This is a genomic window from Pseudomonas helleri (assembly GCF_009600315.1).
GTDB lineage: Bacteria > Pseudomonadota > Gammaproteobacteria > Pseudomonadales > Pseudomonadaceae > Aquipseudomonas > Aquipseudomonas helleri_A.
Genome location: NZ_WIWC01000038.1, coordinates 1 through 18,116 on the forward strand (window position 1 = coordinate 1; position 18,116 = coordinate 18,116).

The following is an 18,116-nucleotide window of genomic DNA, read 5'->3' on the forward strand; positions in this document are numbered from 1 at the left end:
CGCTGAGTTCGGAATAAGACATAGGGCAGCACCGTACCGGAAAGGTCAGGTGTTGCACTCAGTTTTTGCCGCCGCCAAGGCTATGTGTTGGGCATTAAGTTCCTGTTTGACGGTTTGCCACTGACCGGGCCAGGGGGGACTCAGGAAGACATGCTCGACATGGCCTCGGTCGATCACACCGAAGTGCTCTATGGCGCCAATGCCTATTTGTATTCCGCCTTGTCGCTGGGGGGCGCGATCAATATGGTCAGCAAGACCGGGCGCACCGATCCGGGTAACTCCGTGCGTCTGGAAGCGGGCAGTTTTGGTTATCGCAAACAGCAGCTCAGCACGGGCGGGGTGGTGGGCGACAGTGATTACTACGTCAGTGTGCTGCACAACGAGCGCGACGGTTATCAGCACGACACGTCCAACAAAGGACAGGGCTTGGTGGCCAACTTCGGGTATGTGTTCAGCCCCAAGCTGCAAACCCGTTTTTTCTTACGTTATCGCGAGGAAACCCTCACCCAAGGCAATGCGTTGACCAAGTATCAGCTCAAGCATGATCCCAAGAGCAACGAAGTGCCGTTCGGGCGCAAAAAAGATGGCTCGACCTTGCTCGGCAGCAAAACCACTTACACCTTCGATGACGATGCCAAGCTGGAAGTCGGCCTTGGCTACAACGATTACCCGTTGCTCAACGGCTGGCGCTATGCGGCCCAGCCGCAGGACTGGCGCTCCAAAGACCTCAATCTGACCCTGCGTTACCTGCGCACCGGCGATACGGTCTTTGGTTTGCCGAGCGACAGTAACCTGACCTTCAGTACCACCCGTGCCTGGTTGGCCGACGTTAAATCCCACAGCCGCACTACCGGTCAGACGCTGCAAAAAACCGATTACACCGGCTCCCGCGATACGGTGTTCTCGGTGGGTAACGAATTGCAATTGGGCGAGCGCACCTGGCTGTCCAGCGGCGTATCGTGGGTCGATATCAAACGCAAGGCCGATATTCAGTACACCACCAGCGCCAACACCAGCGAGTTCCCCAGTGGTGTTGAATACAGTGAATACGACTGGGCGCCGCGCCTTGGGCTGCGCTATCAGTTAACCCCCGAGTTCGAACTGTTCGGCAACGTCAGCCGTTCCATTGACCCGCCTGTGACCTGGCAGTTGGGCAGCACCGGCACGCCGTATATTCGTGATGTGCGCCCGCAAAAGGCCAACACCGTGGAGTTCGGTATTCGTGGCGGGCACGGTATCTTCGACGGCAGCTTGACGGTCTATCGCTCATGGGTGCAAAAGGAATTGCTCTCCGTGGTGGTACGCCCGGCCAGTGCCACTGAGGATCAACTGATCGCGACGTCCAATGGCAGCGCCACCATCCACCAAGGGGTTGAGGCGGGGCTCAATACCGTGCTTTGGGAGAATCAGAACGGCGACAGCGTAGCGTTGCGTCAGGCCTATACCTATAACGATTTCCACTACCGCAACGACCCGGTTTTCGGCGCCAATGAACTGCCGGGCCTGCCGCGTCAGGTGTACCAGGCCGAGCTGCAATACCGTCAGGCCACTGGCTTTTACGCGCAACTCAATGCCCGCGCCGCGTCCAGCTATTTCGTCGACTTTGCCAACACCTTGAGCGCCCCGTCCTATGTGCTGTGGGGCGCCAAAATTGGCTATGAAGCGCCGAGCAAAAAGTGGGAGGTGTTTGTCGATGCGCGCAATCTGACCAATCAACGCTACGCCACGGCGGCTAACACCACTTATGACGCCAAAGGGCAAGACTCGGCGAATTTCTTTCCAGGCGATCCCTTTAACGTCACCACGGGTGTGGCTTACCACTTCTGACCCCGGCGGCTCTGGGGTATTGAGCTACATCAACACGTATAGCAGCACAATATTGACCGCCAGCATCACCAGCGCCGTGGGGATTTGCGCCTTGATCACGGCGTACTTGTCCGGCAGTTCCAGCAGCGCGACGGGCACCATGTTGTAGTTGGCCGCCATTGGCGTCATCAGCGTGCCGCAATAACCTGAGAACATGCCAATCGCGGCCATCACGGCGGGGTTGGCATCATAAATACCCACCAGTACCGGCACGCCGACACCGCCGGTCATCACCGGGAAGGCGGCAAAGCCGTTACCCATGATCATGGTGAACAACGCCATGCCGAGCACGTAGACCATCACCGCGATCAGGCGATAGTCCATGTTGATGTACGCCGTGGTGACGTGAGCAACGGCTGTGCCGACCCCGGCGTCATTGAACAGCAGGCCGAGCATGGCCAGCATTTGCGGGAGCACCATGGTCCAGCCCAAGGCTTCAGTGAGGCGGCGAGACTCGCGCAAGCCTTGCAGCGGTGTATCGCGGGTCAGGATGCAGGCCAGTATAAGGGCGACCAGACAACCCAGCCCCAACGACACAAAGGTGGTGTTCTTTGGATCGAGCAGCGGTACGCCGCCGATCTGCACATGCTTGAGCACTACCGTGCCGATCACCGTCACCAGCGGGATCGACAAGGCCGGGATAAACAACCTGTGGCCCAGACGCCCGGCGCTGGCGCGGGCCGCTTTGACCGGCAATTCGGCATGCGCACCGCGGCCGACTCCGCCGATGCCGGCAATACCCGCCATCACCAGTACGCCCACACCGACCACAAAGGGCGACAAACGATCACCGATCAGAAACACCATCGAGAACAACGCCCAAAACAGTGCGCTGGTCCAGCGCTTGGGATGGCTGCGGTCCGACACAATCATGCCGGCGGTGATCAGCAACAGCGCACCGGCCAGCCAATAGAAATACTGGATAGAAACAATCATCGGGCCAGCTCCCTGGAGTCGTCAGCGTGGGCCACTTCGCTCAGGCTACGTGCCAGCATCAGGTCAAAGCGATAAAGCCGTAGTGCATGCACGATAAAGGCACAAATGGCCGTGGGAATACCCCAGAACGCGATATGCAGCGGTTCGACATCCAGCCCCGACCCCAGCAAAAAGGTGTGCATCAGGGCAATCGCGCCAAAGGCCACGAACACATCTTCGCCAAAGAACAAACCGATATTGTCTGTGGCCGCGCACATGGCCAGTACTTTTTGCCGAACGGCGGGCGGCAGTTTGCCGTATGTGTTTTCAGCAGCGCCTTCGGCCATGGGCGCCAGCAGCGGGCGCACCATTTGCGGGTGTCCGCCCAGACTGGTCAGGCCTACCGCTGCGGTGGTTTCGCGCAAAAACAGGTACATGATCAACAAACGTCCCACGGTGGCCCGTTGAAAGCCTGCGATCCATTTTTGTGCGTGCAGGCGCAGACCATGGCGCTCCAATAAGCCGATAACCGCCAGCGGCAATAACAGAATGAGCTGCAAGGCCCGGGTTTGCAGAAACCCTTCACCCATCTCGCTGATTATTTTTTCCAGCGGAAAGTTGGCCGCAAGCCCGGTGACAATGGCCGCCGCGCTCACCACCAGCAGAGGATTGAAGCGCAGCAAAAAGCCCATGATGATGACGAGCACGCCGATCAAGGGCCAAAGATTTACGACGGTTTGCATGAGGGTGAGGTCTCTTAGCTGATTGCGACTCACCAGGGCAGGCTGGTGTGAGCAAGGCGAAAGCGGTCAGGCACACTTTCACAAAATCGGTACGCTGCCGGACTCAGCGTGTTTTTTTATTGTTGACGCTCATGGAATGGCGACTTGACCCACATGGTTGGGGGCTTTTGGCGATGCGTTCAGTCAAAAAAAGTTGTCGCCGCCGAACAAAAAAGTTTTATCAATCACCGACTTAAGCGGTCTGGCTTGAAGGCACGGTGAGCGTTTACAGTGGCACACTGTTTTGACCGGGTGGGATGTCCTACATGAATATGCGATTTCTTCTGACATTCGTCTGGGTGGCCCGCCTTGGCAGCTTCCGACTCACCGCAGAAAAGCTTTCAAGCACACAGGCGGCCATTTCGAGCCGTATTTCAGTGCTTGAAACCGAGCTGGGCGTGCAATTGTTCTTGCGTGATTCGCGGGGTGTGAACCTGACGCGCGAAGGCCATAAAGTGCTGGGTTACGCCGAAGAGATGCTCGCCACCCAACAGCGCTTGCTTCAGTCCTTGGGGCAGGCGGACAGTTTTACCGGGCGGTTGCGCATCGGGGTGATGGACACCGTGATTCACAGCTGGCTGAGCGAACTGGTCAGCGCATTAAGTCGTGACTATCCTCAAGTCGAAGTCGAACTGACAGCCGACACGGCGCTGAACCTCAGTGAACAGTTGCTCAAGGGGCAGTTGGACTTGATCTTTCAGACTGACCTGTTAAGGGCTGACGGGGTGCGTAATGTGCAATTGGCCCGCTATCCGTTGAGCTGGGTAGTAGCAAGCAATGGCGCATTGGACAGGCCCTATGACAGCCTTGCGCACGTGTGTGAGGAGCGGTTGTTGACCTTTTCAAGGCACTCGCGACCGCATCAGGACATGCTCAACTACTTGCATCAGCACGGCATCGCGACACCGCGCATCAGTTGTATCAATTCAGTGGCAGCGATTATCAAGCTGGTCACTGATGGCTTTGGTATTGGCGCGTTGCCGCCGGTACTGGTCAGTCGTGAACTGCACAGCGGCGCGCTGCGTGCCTTGGCGATTGAGGCTGCACCGGGTTTTTCGGTGTACGCCAGTTGGCGGGTGGGGGCGGGTCTGGAGCTGAATGAAGCGGTGGTCCTCCTGAGCCAGACGGTGGTGGCTGATTATCAGCGCAGTGTCCTGCCTGAACATCTCATCTTGCCGAGCAACTGATCCGTATTTTTTCGTGTTATCTGCGACTGTTATGTGTGCAGACAGCGGAGCAGAATGAGCCACAACCTTTCAAGACAGCCAGAACGTTGAGTAAACAGCAACGCTCGCATGGGATCAGCTGATGTTCTGCGCCTGTTTTTTTACGAACGTGTGCCAGGGGAAATAGCATGGGCAAGATGGGATGGTTTTTGGGCGGCTTTTTAGTGTTGACTATTGGCATCGGTATTTTGGCGACCATTCCGCCGGGCTGAATCCGTTCTTTAGTTGGTGAGCGAAGGTGGGTCAGCTCTCTTAATTGCGTAGGTTTGTTCTCCGGCTTAATTCCTGCCTTGGGTCAAAAAGCATGAGTGGTTAACTTTTAAGTTTTCATTAATTAAGAGTTGGCCCTCATGTTGAACCGTGAAATGTTCATAACGTTATTTCCCAAAAGTGCAGCATCTGTAGATGTTTATTTACCCATCGTGCAAGCCGTCACGCTGGCCAATAATATCGATACTCCCCGACGTCTGGCGGCATTCATGGCCCAAGTGGGTCACGAAAGTGCAGGCTTTACTGCGCTCATAGAAAACCTCAACTACAGCGCTGACGGTCTGGCCGCAACGTGGGGCGCACGATTCGCACAACGCACCAGTGCCGGTCAATACATTACGGTCATGGACGGCGGGCGTGTGCGCAGGTTGCCCAACAGCGATGCGCAAAAATTGCACCGCCAACCCGAAGCCATTGCCAATCGGGTGTACAGCAATCGACTGGGTAATGGTTCTGAAGCGTCAGGAGAGGGCTGGTTGTATCGCGGCAGGGGTTTGATCCAGATTACCGGCAAAAGCAACTATCAGCATTGCAGCCTCGGCCTGTATGGCGACGAACGATTGTTAGAGACCCCACAACTGTTGGAACAGTGGCCTGGAGCGGTGGCGTCTGCGGGGTGGTACTGGTCGTCGCGCCAGCTCAATGCACGGGCTGACGGGCAAGATTTCGAAGCCCTGACGCGAGCGATCAATGGCGGGCTTAATGGCCATGTACAGCGATTGGCGGTGTTTGAGAGGGCCTTGGGGCTTTTATCCTGAAACCTCGGATTTGATTGAAAGGCCCGCCAGGCAAAGTGCAAAGTGAATCTGCGCTTTTCGCTTGGCGAGCTTTGTCAGCGGGTATTAACTGACGACGCGATAGCACGGCACATAGGCCGCGCCGCCGGGCAGTTTCATACGGTGTTGTTCAACGAAAGCATGCAGCAGTTTATCCAGAGGCTTCATGATGGCCGGGTCGCCATGAATTTCATAAGGCCCGTATTGCTCGATCAGGTGAATACCTTTTTCTTTCACGTTACCGGCCACAATCCCCGAAAAGGCACGGCGCAAATTGGCCGCCAATTCATGGGGCGGCAGGTCACTGCGCAATTGCAGATCAGCCATGTTGGCGTGGGTCGGGTCGAAAGGGCGCTGGAACCCTTCATCGATTTTCAATAACCAGTTGAAGTGAAACGCATCATTGCGTTCGCGGCGGAATTGTTTAACCGCTTTAAGTCCTGCGGTCATTTGCCGGGCAACTTCCGCCGGGTTGTCGATGATGATCTGGTAGTGCTGCCGGGCCGCATCGCCCAGCGTGGCGCCGACAAACTCATGCAACTGTTGCAAGTACGGCGCGGCTTCTCGCGGGCCCGTCAGGATCACCGGGAAGGGCACGTCGCGGTTGTCCGGGTGCATCAAAATCCCCAGCAGGTACAGGAACTCTTCAGCAGTTCCGGCGCCGCCCGGAAAGATAATCACGCCGTGGCCAACGCGTACAAAGGCCTCCAGACGTTTTTCGATGTCCGGCAGGATCACCAGCTCGTTGACGATAGGGTTGGGTGCTTCGGCCGCGATAATGCCCGGCTCGGTCAGTCCCAGATACCGCCCGCCTGTCAGGCGTTGCTTGGCGTGGGAAATGGTTGCGCCCTTCATCGGCCCTTTCATCACGCCGGGCCCGCAGCCGGTGCAGATATCCAGGCTGCGCAGGCCCAGTTCGTGGCCCACTTTTTTGGTGTACTTGTATTCTTCGGTGTTGATCGAGTGGCCGCCCCAGCACACGACTATTTTGGGCTCGACGCCGGGACGCAACGTGCGGGCATTGCGCAGCAGGTGAAACACATAGTCAGTGATGCCCGCCGAACTGCTCAGGTCGATGCGCGGGCTGTCGAGACCGCTTTGTGTGTACACGATGTCACGCAGGGCGCTGAACAACATTTCGCGGGTGCTGGCGATCATTTCGCCATCGACAAAGGCATCGGCCGGGGCATTCAGTAATTCCAGGCGAACCCCCCGGTCTTGCTGGTGAATCCGCACTTCAAAATCCTGATACGCCTCAAGAATGGTTTTAGCGTTATCGACGTGGGCGCCGGTGTTGAGAATAGCCAGTACACATTGACGAAAAAGCGTGTAGCTACTACCCGAGCCAACCTCACTCAGTTGCTGAACTTCACGTTGGGATAAAGTTTCCAGGCTGCCTTTGGGGCTAACCGAAGCATTGATGACGTGTCTTTGAACCATTGTGGGCTTCCTGTGAGCGGGAACGAAATTGGCATGGCGTGGCGTAGCTGTTTAATCCCTGTCAGCGATTCGCATGTGCCGGGCGAGAGGTCCCAACTCTTACGGCTTTTGGTTGTTTTCACTATCAGCATAGTCGCCGCAGATGAGGCTGGTTGCGGTTTTGCCTACAGTAACACTGCAAGCGCATAAGGCCAGTATCGACCTGTTCCATTGCCGGATCGCGACACAGGTGTGAGTGTCTGAGATAAGCTTCGGTTCAAAATCAGCATCTACCAAGGGGAACGCCGTTGATTATCACAACGACAAACAGGATTGAAGGCCGCCAGATCACCGAGTACTTGGGGGTTGTCAGTGCCGAGTCCGTTCACGGCATTAACGTGGTGCGCGATTTTTTTACCGGCGTGCGGGATTTTTTTGGTGGGCGCTCCCAGACCCTTGAGCGGGCACTGAAAGAGGCGCGTGCCGAGGTGACGGACGAAATCCGCGACCGGGCGCAGCATCTTCAAGCCGATGCCATTGTGGGGTTGAACTTTGAAATCAGCATGCCTTCCGGGCGGGGTGGCATGTTGGTGGTGTTTGTCACGGGCACGGCGGTGCGGTTGAACTGATCAGGGCGTGACAGGGAATATTCGGATTGGAAGTTAACGCTGTGAACGGGGTGATAAATTCGACTGCCCTGACGGGCAGCCGATACATGCGCACGCAGCTGAAGGAGCTGTGACTTAAATCGTGGTCGCTACTGGTGCCGCAGCGGCATGGTTTGACAGGGCTTGCTGAAGCTTGGCTTCTTGCTCAGGCGAAAGGGAAGTGCGCAGCACCTTGCCTTTGAAGTCTGACTGCTCCAGTTCCTGTAGGACTTTTTCGGGCTGGAACTTGCGCAACAGCACGAACAGGGCAGACGAGTCTTTAGGAATGGTTTCACTGAGATTTTTGATGAAGTCGTCGTCAATGCCGTAATCGGCCATCGAGCCTGACAGTGCGCCCATGCCCGCACCCGCGGCGCCGCCGATGACGAAGCCGGCCAATGGATTAAGAAACAACAGACCGACCAGCGCGCCCCACAGTCCCCCGGTCACCAGACCCGAGGTTGCCCCCAAGGCTTTCAGATTGACGCTTTGCTTGATATGAACCTTGCCTTCAGCGTTGCGTACAACAATGACGGCATCCTCAAGCTCGACCAAATGCTCTTTGCCCAACGAGGCTAATTTGGTAAGGGCGCGGTCGGCTGTTTCGGTATCTGGAAATCCCACAACGATTAAATCTGACATGTCTTTCATTCCTTGACTGTACAGGTCCAGCCCAAGGTCGGGCTGACGCTTGTGAAGGTGAGTCACCCGCTGGACGGTTTGACCTTCTGCGAGGAATGAGCGTGGTCGCTAACCTTGAAACGGTCAAGTCGAGAGGAGGATTCTGCGAGCGCTTTGGCAACAATGGGCTTGGGAGCGTCATTGCAGGGGAGGGTGTGATTAAGAAGGGCTGGCTGAGCAGCCCTGACACTCAGTTCGAGGGCTGATACCTCGAACGCTTAGGACAGATCTACCTTGTCTGGAGCATTCAAGCCAGCCTGGATGCGTTGATAAATCTCTTCACGGTGGACAGCCACATCTTTCGGCGCATTGATACCGATTCTGACCTGTTGCCCGCTGACACCTAAAATAGTGATCGTAATATCGTCACCGATGTTTATGCTTTCACCAACTTTACGGGTGAGTATCAGCATTTTTTTCTCCTTGATGGCTTTGTAAGGCACGTCTCTGAGACGGTGCGGCTTCGTTCATGGCTACAGAATACTGCTAAGTGGATATAAATGCCCCGCTCATTACAGACGTCCTCACCAAGGGTTAAATTCCCTGACTCAGGGAATATCTTGGGTACAGACCTTTAATAAGGGCGTATTGGATTTGTTCAAGGAGAGCAAATGCACTGTCCCGGTGATAAAATCGACCCACTCAAACAGATAGGGGAAATGCAGTGCGCAAAGTCATCGTGATGACAGCAATATTGGCCTTGACGGCTTGCGGTCAGGAGTCTAACGATAAAATCCAGCAGGCTAAAGCAGCTTCTGAGTCAACGGTAGCACAGGCGCCTGTTGCTCACTGGGCATTGGAGATCACTGAAGGTCAGCGCGCAACCATCACCGACACTACGGGCAGGCTCATGGAGCATGGTTTCACGCCCTATATTTACGAACATGATGGTGTTAAGCATTTCCTGATCGGGCCGTTCGCGACCCAGGCTCAAGCCCTGGAGACCCAGGAAAAGATCAAGCTCAAACCCAAGCTGGACGGCATTGAAACCAACATTATTGAACTGCCCGCCAGCAAGCCATAAGCAAACAGCGCCATACGCAGAATGCGTCTAGCTGCTTGCTGGCGCTTTTACGGTTTATATATTCGCGGATCTGTCCGGGTGTTCGCCGACGATGCACGACGTTAAGGGCATTAATGGCATGAGCAATCACAAGATCCAGATTCGTCGAAGCAATATTGAAAAAATCTTGATCGGCGCAGAGAAAGTGTTCGCAGAAAAGGGCTTTGCGGGCGCTGCAATGGCGGACATTGCCGCGGAAGTTCAACTCCCGCGTTCCAATCTGCATTACTACTTCAGCACCAAGACCGAGCTGTACAGCGCAGTGTTATTGGGCTTGCTCGACGTGTGGAAACAGGACGCACTGTGCTTCGAAACCTACGATGACCCACGTCTGGTGCTCAGCAGTTATATCCGCGCCAAAATGAATCATTCGCGCACCCGGCCCTATGGTTCGAAGGTGTGGGCCAACGAGATCATTCATGGAGCGCCGTCTTTGGGCCTGGCGCTGGATGCCAGCCTGTATGACTGGGCCAAGATGAAAGAAGCGAAAATCCGCCAGTGGGTGGCTGATAAACGCATTCTGGCGGTAGAACCGGCCAGTGTGTTGTACATGATCTGGGCTTCAACCCAGCATTACGCCGACTTTGATCATCAAGTGAACATCCTCAATGACCATCAGCCCTTGTCCGACATTCAGTTCGAGCGCGCTGTGCAGACCGTGACCAGCGTGATTTTGCGGGGGATCGGGCTGGAGCCCTGAAGATCAGGGCGCGCATCTCGTAGCAGTTGACGAGTAGTACGAGGCTACGTCCGGCTGCGTAGCAGTCGCAAAATTTGTTCAGCTTCGAGGTTCCTGCCTCATAGGGTTTACGACGATTGCATCGTCGAACGTAGCCTCGTACTACTCGTCAACTGCTACGGGCGTTGTTTAAGTCGTATGCGCCGCTGCCAAAGTCCACGATTGGCAGCGGCTACCGTTTACGATGCCACGCAGTAGGGGTTGCGCGGGTCATGGTTCCAGTCCAGAAACGGCAAGCCGTTGTTGTGCGGCACCATCTCGATGCAATCAGCCACAGGGCATGTAATCTGGCACAGGTTGCAACCGACACACTCATCGTCGATCACTTCGTAACGATGGGTTCCGTTCGCCAGCTTCACACTGGAAATGGCCTGGTGCGAAGTGTCTTCGCAAGCAATATGGCAGCGTCCGCAGCCAATACAGGCGTCCTGATCAATCTTGGCGATCACCTGATAGTTGATATCAAGATATTTCCAGTCGGTGGTATTGCCCATGGCCCGACCGGAAAAATCATCCAGGCTGGTATAGCCCTGGCTGTCCATCCAGCGCGATAAGCCATCTTTCATCTCTTCGACAATGCGAAATCCGTGCAGCATCGCGGCCGTACACACCTGTACTGAGCCACAGCCCAATGCGATGAACTCTGCCGCATCGCGCCAGCTGCCAATGCCACCAATCCCGCAAATCGGTAAGCCTTTGGTCAAAGGATCACGGGCGATTTCCGCCACCATGTTCAATGCAATCGGCTTGACTGCCGAGCCGCAATACCCGCCGTGGGTGCTTTGAGTGCCCACCACCGGCAGCGCCACCATGCGCTCAAGATCAACGCTGGTGATTGAGTTGATGGTGTTGATCAGCGACACCGCATCAGCACCGCCACGGTGAGCCGCGCGGGCACTGAGGCGCACATCGGTGATATTGGGCGTCAGCTTGACGATGACCGGCAGCGAGCAATAGGTTTTGCACCAGCGCGTGACCATCTCGACGTACTCGGGCACCTGGCCAACAGCGGCGCCCATGCCGCGTTCTGGCATGCCGTGCGGGCAACCGAAGTTCAGTTCGATACCATCGGCACCCGTGGCTTCAACCAGCGGCAAAATGTGTTTCCATGCCGCTTCTTCGCACGGCACCATCAGCGACACAATCAGTGCGCGGTCGGGCCAGTCCTTTTTCACCTGGGTTATTTCGCGCAAGTTGATTTCCAGCGAACGGTCGGTAATCAGCTCGATATTGTTGATGCCCATGACTTCGCGGTTAGGCCCGAAGTGTGCCGAATAGCGTGAAGACACGTTGACGGCTGCCGGGTCTTCACCCAATGTCTTCCAGACCACGCCGCCCCAGCCCGCCTCATAGGCGCGCACTACGTTGTAGGCTTTGTCGGTCGGCGGGGCAGAAGCCAGCCAGAAAGGGTTAGGCGCTTTGATACCGGCGAAGTTAATCGAAAGATCGGCCATTTACGCAGCCTCCTGATTGAGCATGAGTTGGGCATGAATGGCTTCGGCGGCAAGCTTGCCGTGTTGCACAGCCTGTACGGTCAGGTCCTGGCCCAGCGATGTGCAGTCGCCACCGGCGTACACACCGGCCACGCTGGTGCGCAATTGCTCGTCAACCTCGATGCGGTCGCCGATGCGATTGAGTGAACGTGCCAGTGGATCATTCAGCGCTGTTTCGTCAAACGCCTGGCCGATGGCTTTGAATACCGCGTCGCCAGCCAGCTCGAAGGTTTCGCCGGTGGTCTGTAGCCGCCCGTTTTCAAGGCGGGTCCGGGCAAAGCGCATGCCGCGCACTTGCCCGTGCTCATCCAGTAACACCTCGTCGGGCTGTGCCCACGTCATCAATCGCACCTGATTGTCTTTGGCGATGTCTTGTTCATGCCCGGTGGCGCCCATGTCTGCCAACCCGCGGCGATACACCAGATTCACTTCTTGCGCACCCAGCCGGGCCATTTGTACGGCCATGTCGATGGCCGTATTACCGGCACCCAGCACAATGCAGCGTTCAGCCAAAGGTAATTGGGTCAAGTCGTCACTCTGGCGTAACTCGCGGATGTAATCGGTCGCGGCCAACAGGCCGGGCGCGTCTTCGTGGGGCAGGCCCAACTGACGGCTGGCGGCCAGGCCAAGGCCCAAAAAGACCGAGTCGAAGCGTTGATGCAGCTCGCTGAGGCTGAGGTTGTCACCCAAGCGCTGACCGTGGCGAACTTCGATTCCGCCAACGTCCAGTACAAAGTCCACTTCCTGCTGGGCGAAGTCGTCCACCAGTTTGTACTTGGCGATCCCGTACTCATTGAGCCCGCCCGCTTTTTCCCGGGCTTCGAAAATCACCACCTCATGGCCATGCAGCGCCAACCGATGAGCGCAGGCCAGCCCGGCAGGCCCTGCGCCCACCACGGCGATACGCTTGCCGGTCGGCTCCGCCCGTTTAAACGGATGTTCGCTGAACTCGGCGTGGTCGACGGCATAACGCTGTAATAAACCGATCAATACAGGCGCGCACTCCTGCTCGTTGTTGCGCACGCAGGCTTGCTGGCACAGAACTTCGGTGGGGCATACGCGGGCACAACTGCCGCCCAGAATATTGGCCGAGAGGATTTTATGCGCCGCGCCTTGCACGTTCTCTTGCTGGATATTGCGAATGAACGACGGAATATCGATGTCGCTGGGGCATGCATTGACGCAGGGCGCGTCGTAGCAATACAAGCAGCGCGAACTTTCCAGTACGGCCTGTCGAGCGGTCAATGGCGGCGCCAGATCAGTGAACTGACTGGCCAATACCAGCGCATCTTGATGAGGATGCGGCAAATGATTCAGGGATTTGATCACAGTGAGTGCCTCACGGTTGTGGGAAGCTTCTGCCTCTGTCGGACAGTGGTTTTTGTAGTTAGCGTTTAACCGCCACGGGGATGTGCTGCTCGGCGCGTTTTTTCAGTTGGTCAAACACTGCCGGGTAGGTCGGTCGTTCGATATAACGACCCGCACCGCGCTCTGCCCGTAAATCACCATCAGCCCAGACCACGCGACCCTGGCTGATGGTGTGGCTCGGGACACCACGCACGGTTTTGCCTTCAAAAATGTTGAAATCGACTTTTTGATGGTGGGTTTTCGCTGAAATGGTGCGGGTGCCCGCCGGGTCCCAGAGCACCAGATCGGCATCGGCGCCGACCCGGATTGAACCTTTGCGCGGGTACATGTTGAAAATCTTCGCGGTGTTGGTGGACGTCAGGGCGACAAACTCCTGCATCGACAGGCGACCCGTGTTGACCCCTTCATCCCACAGCACCGCCATGCGGTCTTCAATCCCAGCTGTGCCGTTGGGGATCAGGCTGAAATTGTCGCGTCCGGCGGCCTTTTGCTCGGCGCAAAAGCAGCAATGATCGGTGGCGGTGGTGTGCAGGTTGCCCGATTGCAAGCCGTGCCAAAGTGCCTCTTGATGACCGCGCGGACGGAAGGGCGGGCTCATCACGTAACCGGCGGCGGTCTGCCAGTCAGGGTGCTGGTACACGCTGTCATCCAGCAGCAAATGCCCCGCAAGCACTTCGCCATACACGGGTTGGCCCTGACTGCGGGCGTAGGTGATTTCGTCGAGCGCTTCGCGGGTCGACACATGCACCAGATACAAGGGGGTGCCGATGGTCTGCGCAATGCGGATCGCCCGGCTGGCGGCTTCGCCTTCCACCTGCGAAGGGCGCGACAGCGGATGCGCTTCAGGGCCGGTCATGCCTTGTGCCAGCAACTTGCGTTGCAAATGAAACACCAGCTCGCCGTTTTCAGCATGCACCGTGGGCACCGCGCCCAGTTCCAGGCAGCGTTCGAAGCTGGCCACCAAGGTGTCATCGGCGGCCATGATGGCGTTTTTATACGCCATGAAATGTTTGAAGCTGTTGATGCCGTGGTGGCTGACCAACTCGGCCATTTCTTCGCGCACCTGTTCGCTCCACCAGGTAATTGCGACGTGAAAACCGTAGTCCGAGGCAGACTTCTCCGCCCAGCCCCGCCATTGATGAAATGCCTCCAGCAAAGATTGCTGTGGATTGGGAATGACAAAATCAATAATGGACGTTGTGCCGCCTGCAAGACCGGCCGCCGTGCCCGTGAAAAAGTCCTCGCTGGCCACTGTGCCCATAAACGGAAGTTGCATGTGAGTATGCGGATCAATACCGCCGGGCATTAAATATTGACCGCTGCCATCGAGCACTTCACACCCGGCCGGAACATCAAGATCGGTTCCAATGGCGCGGACTAGACCGTCGGCGCAATAAACATCCGCGCAATAACTTTCATCATGGGTCACAAGCGTAGCGCCACGGATTAACAGTGACATACGGAGTTCCTCGCAGGCAGACCGACTAAGTGCCGGTTCTAAGTGTTGTTATTACCAGCACGGTGCAGGTGAGATTCCTGTCACTGGTGTCAGGAATGAAATCTAGTGGGTTGTCGGGAAATGATCAAACTTTATTTTTAATTAACTATTAATCGTTTAACTCATTGTTTTTTATATATTTATTTTGTGTATAACCAAAATGGTGCAGGGCCTCACCATTTTGACGCACTTGACAGGAATCAAATATAAGCGAAGTTTCTTATGTGAAATCAGGTGTTTGAGGTGCCCTGAGTGCAACGGGATTGGTACTTAAAATAAATAAGCGTGCACCGACTTGTTTCGTTTTGTTATATGAGTTTTTTCAAAACGGGTAGTAAGGCGGGACTAATAAGAATGAGTGCTATTTCGGCCAAGAACTAAAGCCTGTTAAACCAGGGAGTTGCAGGGTTGGGCCGTGGAATAGTGCAAGGCACGGGCAACCCGGCACAGTTCTTGATTGTGATTGCCGCAACCGGAACCACCGGGTCAGCCAAGTGAGCCGCACTGCGTTAAAACGCAGGGCTTGAAGAACATAAAAAAGAGAGTGAACGCGCATGCAATCGAGCAGATCACACGTCACCGAACGGGACGGTTTGTACGAGTTGGACGCTGGCCCTGAAGTTCTTGAAAGTCCTCGCTATAACCACGACATGGCACCCACCAAAGTTCATGAGCGCACCTGGAATAAATGGCATATCACCGCGTTATGGGTGGGCATGTCCATTTGTGTGCCCACCTATACATTGGGCGGTGTATTAACCGCTTACTTCGGATTAAGTGTGGGCGAGGCACTGCTGGCCATCTTGTTGGCCAATATCGTGGTGTTGATCCCGCTGACACTCAATGCCTTTCCCGGCACCAAATACGGCATTCCTTTTCCCGTATTACTGCGTTCTTCGTTCGGCATTATCGGCTCCAATGTTCCCTGTCTGATTCGCGCGCTGGTGGCGTGTGGCTGGTTCGGTATTCAAACGCTATTTGGCGGTCTGGCCATTCACCTGTTTCTGGGTTCCGTATTCGAGGGCTGGAAAAGTCTGGGCGGCACTGGTGAGGTGATTGGATTCATGATTTTCTGGGCCCTCAATCTATGGGTCGTGTTGCGCGGTGCAGAGTCGATCAAATGGCTCGAAACCCTGTCCGCGCCTTTGCTGGTTCTGGTGGGTATTGGCTTGCTGGTCTGGGCATTGCCTAACGTATCGATGACCGAATTACTGGCTCAACCGCCCAAGCGCCCTGAAGGGGCCAGCGTGTATGGATATTTCTTTGCGGGCCTGACCGCCATGGTCGGATTTTGGGCGACCCTGTCACTGAATATTCCGGATTTCAGCCGTTACGCTAAAAGCCAGAAAGACCAGATTCTGGGACAGATTCTTGGCTTGCCACTGACCATGTTCCTGTTTGCGGCCTTGGGTGTGGTGCTGACCGCCGCCTCCGAAAAGTTGGTGGGGGTGACGGTTTCTGATCCGGTGAGCCTGATCGGCCACATCCAGAGTCCGGGCTGGGTGGCCTTGGCCATGGCCTTGATCATCATCGCGACCTTGTCGACCAATACCGCGGCCAACATTGTTTCACCGACCAACGACTTCCAGAACATTGCGCCCAAGCTGATCAACCGCACCAAAGCCGTGATGTTGACCGGTCTGGTCGGGCTGGCCCTGATGGCCCACGAGTTACTGAAAAAGCTGGGCCTGCTGGTTTCGGATGTCAGTCTCGAAACCGTCTACTCCAACTGGTTGCTGGGCTACTCCAGCCTGCTGGGGCCCATCGCCGGGATCATGGTCGTGGACTACTTCATCGTCCGCCAGCAACGGCTTGACCTTGCCGGGCTTTATGTCGATGGCGTGTACCCGGCCTGGAACTGGAACGGTTTCATAGCTTTCGGCGTGCCCGTGGTGCTGACGTTGCTGTCGCTGGGCAGCAGTGCATTCAGCTGGTTCTACGATTTCGGCTGGTTTACCGGGTCACTGCTCGGTGCGGCCATTTATTACGCCTTGTTTCGCCTGAGCAGCCCACGGACGGCGGCCGTCAAAGGCGTTGTTTGAAGCCTCAACCATTCAATAAAAACTGCCTGAGGAAACCACCATGAACGCAGCACACGACCTTCAGCAGCATCGCAAGGGGACCATCAATGGCGAACGCCTGTGGGCCTCCTTGATGGAATTGGCGCAATTGGGTGCCACGGTCAAAGGCGGCGTTTGTCGCCTGGCCCTGACCGACCTAGACCGCCAGGCCCGCGACTTGTTTGTGCGCTGGTGCGAAGAGGCGGGGTGTACCGTCAGCGTCGATGCGGTGGGCAATATTTTTGCCCGGCGACCGGGCACCAACCCCGACTTGCCGCCCGTGATGACTGGCAGCCACATCGACACCCAACCCACGGGCGGCAAGTTTGACGGCTGCTATGGCGTGCTGGCCGGAGTTGAAGTGCTGCGCAGCCTTAATGACCTGAACATTCAGACCGAAGCACCGCTGGAAGTCGTGGTGTGGACCAACGAAGAAGGTTCGCGCTTTGCACCGTGCATGATGGGCTCCGGGGTATTTGCCGATAAATTCACCCTGGAAGAAACCCTGGCCAAAACTGATGCCGACGGCGTAACCGTTGGTGAGGCACTGAATGCTATCGGTTATGCGGGTAGTAGAACGGTTAACGGGCACCCGGTCGGTGCCTATTTTGAGGCGCATATCGAGCAGGGTCCGATCCTGGAAGACGAGCGCAAAACCATCGGCGTGGTGCTCGGGGCCTTGGGCCAGAAATGGTTCGACCTCAACCTGCGTGGTGTTGAAGCGCACGCCGGGCCAACGCCGATGCACCTGCGCAAGGATGCGCTGGTCGGCGCGGCGGCGGTGGTCGCGGCTGTCAACCAGGCTGCGTTGAGCCATCAACCCCATGCTTGCGGCACGGTCGGCTGCTTGCAAGCCTATCCCGGCTCGCGCAACGTCATCCCCGGCGAAGTGCGCATGACCCTCGATTTTCGTCATCTGTTGCCCGAGCGGCTGGACGCGATGATTGCGCAAGTCCGTCAGGTCATCGAAGCCACCTGCGAGCACCATGGCCTGAGTTTTGAGCTGACCCCGACGGCTGATTTCCCGCCGTTGTACTTCAACCCCGATTGCGTCAATGCGGTGCGCGATGCGGCCAATGAACTCGGATTGTCCAACATGGACATCGTCAGTGGTGCAGGGCATGACGCCATCTTTGTGGCCGAACTGGGCCCGGCGGGGATGATCTTTGTGCCGTGTGAAGGCGGCATCAGCCACAACGAAATCGAAAATGCCGACCCCAAGGATTTGGCAGCGGGGTGTGCGGTATTGCTCAAGGCGATGCTGGCGGCCGCGACGACAGATTTCGCGCGGGGCCTGTAGCCGCTGCCGAAGG

General features: G+C 56.5%; 16 protein-coding genes. 8 read left to right on the top strand and 8 right to left on the bottom strand.

The window, feature by feature from the left end:
• Positions 1-87: 87 nt before the first annotated feature.
• Positions 88-1,827 (top strand): TonB-dependent receptor family protein, encoded by a 1,740-nt coding sequence (locus GHN86_RS18480; RefSeq protein WP_228389628.1) that lies wholly within the window; start codon positions 88-90, stop codon positions 1,825-1,827.
• A 24-nt stretch (positions 1,828-1,851) separates the two neighbouring features.
• On the opposite strand, the gene GHN86_RS18485 is transcribed toward GHN86_RS18480, so the two are convergent.
• Positions 1,852-2,802: a DUF979 domain-containing protein gene (locus GHN86_RS18485; protein ID WP_153380598.1), complete on the bottom strand. Its 951-nt coding sequence runs from the start codon at positions 2,800-2,802 to the stop codon at positions 1,852-1,854.
• On the bottom strand, positions 2,799-3,524 hold the full coding sequence (locus GHN86_RS18490; RefSeq protein WP_153380599.1) for a DUF969 domain-containing protein: 726 nt from the start codon (positions 3,522-3,524) through the stop codon (positions 2,799-2,801). Before GHN86_RS18490 ends, GHN86_RS18485 begins: the two co-directional genes overlap by 4 nt.
• Before the next feature lie 305 nt (positions 3,525-3,829).
• Between GHN86_RS18490 and GHN86_RS18495 the strand changes: the two genes are divergently transcribed.
• Positions 3,830-4,750, top strand: coding sequence for a LysR family transcriptional regulator (locus tag GHN86_RS18495; RefSeq protein ID WP_153387091.1), 921 nt, complete (start codon positions 3,830-3,832; stop codon positions 4,748-4,750).
• A gap of 389 nt (positions 4,751-5,139) precedes the next feature.
• A complete protein-coding gene (locus GHN86_RS18500; RefSeq protein WP_153380603.1) occupies positions 5,140-5,817 on the top strand; it encodes a glycoside hydrolase family 19 protein in 678 nt (225 codons plus the stop codon).
• A gap of 84 nt (positions 5,818-5,901) precedes the next feature.
• Here the strand turns inward: GHN86_RS18500 and ppnN are convergent, their stop codons facing one another.
• Positions 5,902-7,275 (bottom strand): nucleotide 5'-monophosphate nucleosidase PpnN, encoded by a 1,374-nt coding sequence (ppnN, locus tag GHN86_RS18505; RefSeq protein ID WP_153387093.1) that lies wholly within the window; start codon positions 7,273-7,275, stop codon positions 5,902-5,904.
• A 287-nt stretch (positions 7,276-7,562) separates the two neighbouring features.
• Between ppnN and GHN86_RS18510 the strand changes: the two genes are divergently transcribed.
• Entirely contained in the window at positions 7,563-7,883 is a 321-nt protein-coding gene (locus GHN86_RS18510; protein WP_153380608.1) for a YbjQ family protein, read from the top strand.
• Between the two features lie 114 nt (positions 7,884-7,997).
• On the opposite strand, the gene GHN86_RS18515 is transcribed toward GHN86_RS18510, so the two are convergent.
• Positions 7,998-8,543, bottom strand: a complete 546-nt coding sequence (locus tag GHN86_RS18515) for a DUF1269 domain-containing protein (protein WP_153380610.1) — start codon at positions 8,541-8,543, stop codon at positions 7,998-8,000.
• 257 nt (positions 8,544-8,800) lie between these two features.
• The gene (csrA, locus tag GHN86_RS18520) at positions 8,801-8,995 is read right to left on the bottom strand and encodes a carbon storage regulator CsrA (protein ID WP_153380612.1); all 195 of its coding nucleotides are present in this window, start codon (positions 8,993-8,995) and stop codon (positions 8,801-8,803) included.
• Between the two features lie 251 nt (positions 8,996-9,246).
• On the opposite strand from csrA, the gene GHN86_RS18525 reads away from it, so the two are divergent.
• Together GHN86_RS18525 and GHN86_RS18530 are read left to right on the top strand one after the other, a co-directional pair.
• Positions 9,247-9,606 (top strand): hypothetical protein, encoded by a 360-nt coding sequence (locus GHN86_RS18525; RefSeq protein WP_323369431.1) that lies wholly within the window; start codon positions 9,247-9,249, stop codon positions 9,604-9,606.
• A gap of 118 nt (positions 9,607-9,724) precedes the next feature.
• Positions 9,725-10,345: a TetR family transcriptional regulator C-terminal domain-containing protein gene (locus GHN86_RS18530; RefSeq protein ID WP_153380669.1), complete on the top strand. Its 621-nt coding sequence runs from the start codon at positions 9,725-9,727 to the stop codon at positions 10,343-10,345.
• 218 nt (positions 10,346-10,563) lie between these two features.
• Here the strand turns inward: GHN86_RS18530 and preA are convergent, their stop codons facing one another.
• The 3 genes from preA to hydA are packed head-to-tail and all read right to left on the bottom strand — an operon-like array spanning position 10,564 to position 14,704.
• The gene (preA, locus tag GHN86_RS18535; RefSeq protein WP_153387096.1) at positions 10,564-11,838 is read right to left on the bottom strand and encodes an NAD-dependent dihydropyrimidine dehydrogenase subunit PreA; all 1,275 of its coding nucleotides are present in this window, start codon (positions 11,836-11,838) and stop codon (positions 10,564-10,566) included.
• Entirely contained in the window at positions 11,839-13,206 is a 1,368-nt protein-coding gene (locus GHN86_RS18540) for an NAD(P)-dependent oxidoreductase (protein ID WP_323369432.1), read from the bottom strand.
• 58 nt (positions 13,207-13,264) lie between these two features.
• The gene (gene hydA / locus GHN86_RS18545; protein WP_153380616.1) at positions 13,265-14,704 is read right to left on the bottom strand and encodes a dihydropyrimidinase; all 1,440 of its coding nucleotides are present in this window, start codon (positions 14,702-14,704) and stop codon (positions 13,265-13,267) included.
• A 593-nt stretch (positions 14,705-15,297) separates the two neighbouring features.
• Here hydA and GHN86_RS18550 point away from each other — a divergent pair.
• Complete coding sequence (locus GHN86_RS18550) at positions 15,298-16,785, top strand: NCS1 family nucleobase:cation symporter-1 (protein WP_153380618.1); 1,488 nt, start codon at positions 15,298-15,300, stop codon at positions 16,783-16,785.
• A 40-nt stretch (positions 16,786-16,825) separates the two neighbouring features.
• Positions 16,826-18,103, top strand: a complete 1,278-nt coding sequence (locus GHN86_RS18555) for a Zn-dependent hydrolase (RefSeq protein ID WP_153380620.1) — start codon at positions 16,826-16,828, stop codon at positions 18,101-18,103.
• Positions 18,104-18,116 lie beyond the last annotated feature (13 nt).